4 protein-coding genes are annotated in these 3067 nt (G+C 60.4%); 2 read left to right on the top strand and 2 right to left on the bottom strand.

Annotated elements, in window-relative coordinates:
• Nucleotides 1-1596 (top strand): hypothetical protein (locus VGK48_23195; GenBank protein ID HEY2384091.1); only part of this gene is annotated, 1596 nt, incomplete at its 5' end.
• 48 nt (nucleotides 1597-1644) lie between these two features.
• Entirely contained in the window at nucleotides 1645-2091 is a 447-nt protein-coding gene (locus VGK48_23190; protein ID HEY2384090.1) for a hypothetical protein, read from the top strand.
• Here the strand turns inward: VGK48_23190 and VGK48_23185 are convergent.
• Nucleotides 2072-2773: a hypothetical protein gene (locus VGK48_23185; protein HEY2384089.1), complete on the bottom strand. Its 702-nt coding sequence runs from the start codon at nucleotides 2771-2773 to the stop codon at nucleotides 2072-2074. The genes VGK48_23190 and VGK48_23185 overlap by 20 nt on opposite strands.
• The coding region (locus tag VGK48_23180) for a hypothetical protein (protein ID HEY2384088.1) at nucleotides 2770-3067 on the bottom strand (298 nt) is incomplete at its 5' end. The genes VGK48_23185 and VGK48_23180, both read right to left, overlap by 4 nt.

Below are 3067 nucleotides of genomic sequence, written 5' to 3'. Positions count from 1 at the left end.
GACACCGACGGGAAGCCCTTGCTGCCGGCCGACACCTTCGTCGAGGAAGATCCCAATACGTGGACGCCGCCGCTGAAAGATTCCCGCTCGATCTCTGCGGGAGCCAGCGTCTGGCAGAACGCGAAGTTAATCGCGAATGCCCTGCCCAATGCGCCGAAAATCCGGGCACACTGTGCCGACTGCCACGCCCAGGATGGGCGCGACCTCAAATACTTCAATTTTTCAAACGCGTCGATCGTCGCGCGGTCTCGATTTCACGGGCTTTCGGAGGTGCAAGGCGAGCAGATTGCGAGCTACATCCGGACACTGCCGGTTCCCAATCCGGGGCGGCCCTGGAACCCTCCGTACCAACCGGGGCCGGGATTGGACGCGCAGCCCGTTGCGAACTGGGCGGCCGGCGCCGGGCTCGCCTGGGTCCTGGACGACGATAGTGGCACGTTGCCTTTCCTATTCGGAGGCAACACGGCGGCGGCCATCACGAGTAAGACATTCGAGCCGGATGGAAATTTGAACGCCCGCGAGATTCCGATTGCGTTTCAACTGCCCGATTGGAATCACTGGCTGCCTCAAATCCATCCTCTGGACGCGTGGGGTGAGCCGTTCTTAAGAAGCGAGTTCTACCAATCGTACGCGGGAACGGCTTCGAAGCCGTCCTTGAGTAGTTTGTTAGCGGCGCCCAATCTCGCGGAGCGGATTTCCTCCGGTAAGCTGGTTGGCGATTTCGAAAAATGGCGCGAGACCCGCCGGGGATTCCTGAAATCCTTCGTGGAAGGCGCAAATGTCAACTGGTCGCCCGAACTGAGTACCAAAGCCTATTCGACGCAACTCTGGCAACTCCTCAAAACGTGGGAGCTGACACAAGCCTTCCAGCTTGAAAACCGAGGTCAAGAGCTGTATGGCGCGACGGCCGACGCGCGAACCTGGCTCAACACGATTCCGGGCGCGACGGCGCCGGCCGCCGTGAATATTCCCAATGGGCCGGCCGGCATGGGCGGCAGCGCGCTGACCAACGAATATTTCAATGCGTCGTGGTATGAGCTTCAGATCTTACTCAACAACGGCAATCACCGGCATCGAAACCGCGCGCCCGTCGACTGGATCTACGTCATCGGCCGGTTTCTTGATCTCGATCGGGAAAGCCATCATGCGGAGCCCGCGCGCCTGCTGGTAGCCACCATCAAATCGCTGCAATCCACAGATCCGCGCGTGGGGCCGGAAGACAGAGCGCAAGGATGGCGTCCCAACCAAGGAATCGATCCCACCCTCCTGATCAGTGACGCCTGGAAGCCGGAGTTCCAGTCCTTGGAACCAGCGATAAGACGAGCAATTACCGAAGCCATGCTCACGGCGTGGCTGGGGAAAAACCAGCAGTATTCGGTCGGGAGATATTTCACCCCAGGCCTCTCCGAACGGAGCTACGCGCCGCCCGCGAGCTTCGGCGGCATCGCCGGAGGCAAAGTCTGGGAAGCAGCACCGCAGTTCGCGGCAGCCGGCGTCACTACAGCACTAGTGCGGCAATTGGAGAAATGGGGCTCGGCGTATCAAGACGTGAGCGCCCGGTTCCAATACTCGAACGGAGCCAACCCGAAGCGCTAAGTCGGACTTCGCTTGCCGGTTCTGCCCGCGCTTGATAAGATGCCTCCCATGAAAATTCTGATCCTTCTTGTTACTGGATTGCCTCTCATGGCGGCCGATCCGCAGGGCTTCGCGTCGTGGAGCAAAGCCGATATCGAGTCGCGCGCGAACGCCGCCAAGCTCGATGAACACCATGCGGGAGCCGATCGCGTGGCGAACTGGGGGAACCACGCGCTGCTGCTGGTTCATCGCGCGGGCGATGGAGAAGCCGAAACTCACGACACCCAGGTGGACGTAGTCACGGTGATCTCAGGGGAAGGAACTCTCATAGTCGGCGGAACCACCGTGGATGGCCATACCACCGCGCCCGGCGAAATTCGCGGCAAGTCGATTACCGGCGGAACCAGCCACAAGATGGCGCCCGGCGATGTCTTTCACATACCGGCCAAGGTGCCGCATCAGATGTTGGTACCCAAATCGCTCGTAATTCAGGTAGTCAAGGTCGATAGCAAGTAGAGGATTCGATTTCGTCGAAGAGGCGCGCGGCGCCATCGCCGGTAAGCGTGCCGATCACGTGGCTCTGGCCTTTCTCGACTGTCATTTGAACCCGGAATCCTTTCGATCGAAACGCGGCCGCCTGCTCTTCCATGTTGTGCCGCCAATCGGTATCCAGTTCTCCGACGTGGAGGAAGATGCACTTCCCAGCGAGTGCGTTCGTGCGCTCCGGGGTTGCGTCCGGTAAGAATCCGGGGAAACCGGTGACGGACGAAAAATACTGCGGGTACAGCGCCGCGACATAGAACGCGCTGATGCCACCGTTGGACATGCCGGCGATGTGGAACTGGTTGCCGCGGATTTTGTATTCGCTCAGAAGCTGTTTGAGAAATTCCGGGAAGACTTTGGCGCCCTCTTCAAAGAACAGGCGGCCGCTCGGCGCAGTCGGAATCACCACGATGTAGCCGCGGCGCTGGGCTTCGGGCGCCCAGTTTCGCTGCAGGGTGACAAAGACCATGTCCTGCGTCTGCCCGCCTGGAGGAAACGCGAGGACCGCTGGATACGCCTTTTCCGCGTCGTAGTCCTTAGGCAGAACCACCTTATAGTTGAGCCTCATGTCCGCGATGGTCGTCGCTTTGTCGATCACTTTCGCGGGGAGCGCGGCTGCAGCAAGGCAGAAGACAAGAGTGGCTTTGAAGATCATGGCCGAGGTCCGTAGTGTGGTTCGGGCTTGCCGACTTCATAAGCGCCGAGGTCCGGCGCGCGGCCGGTGAAATCGTCGTTGATGTTGGAGAGGCGCACACCCGCATCCACCGCCACCGAACCGGGACGCAGCTGGAAATCGAAATCCGCCGGCTTATAGAGAGTGCGCGGGTCGGGTCCGGGCGGCGCAACTTTCTCAAAGACATCGTAGTCAACCAACACGCTGTGACCGTCCTGACCGGTCGCTTCGCTATACTCCTTCAGGGTCTTGAAGCGGCGCGTCTGGCGGGTCTGG

The sequence above is a fragment of the Terriglobia bacterium genome (genome assembly GCA_036496425.1).
Classification (GTDB): domain Bacteria; phylum Acidobacteriota; class Terriglobia; order 20CM-2-55-15; family 20CM-2-55-15; genus 20CM-2-55-15.
The sequence above is the reverse complement of the archived record's forward strand: the minus strand, read 5'-3'. Positions and strand labels throughout refer to the sequence as shown.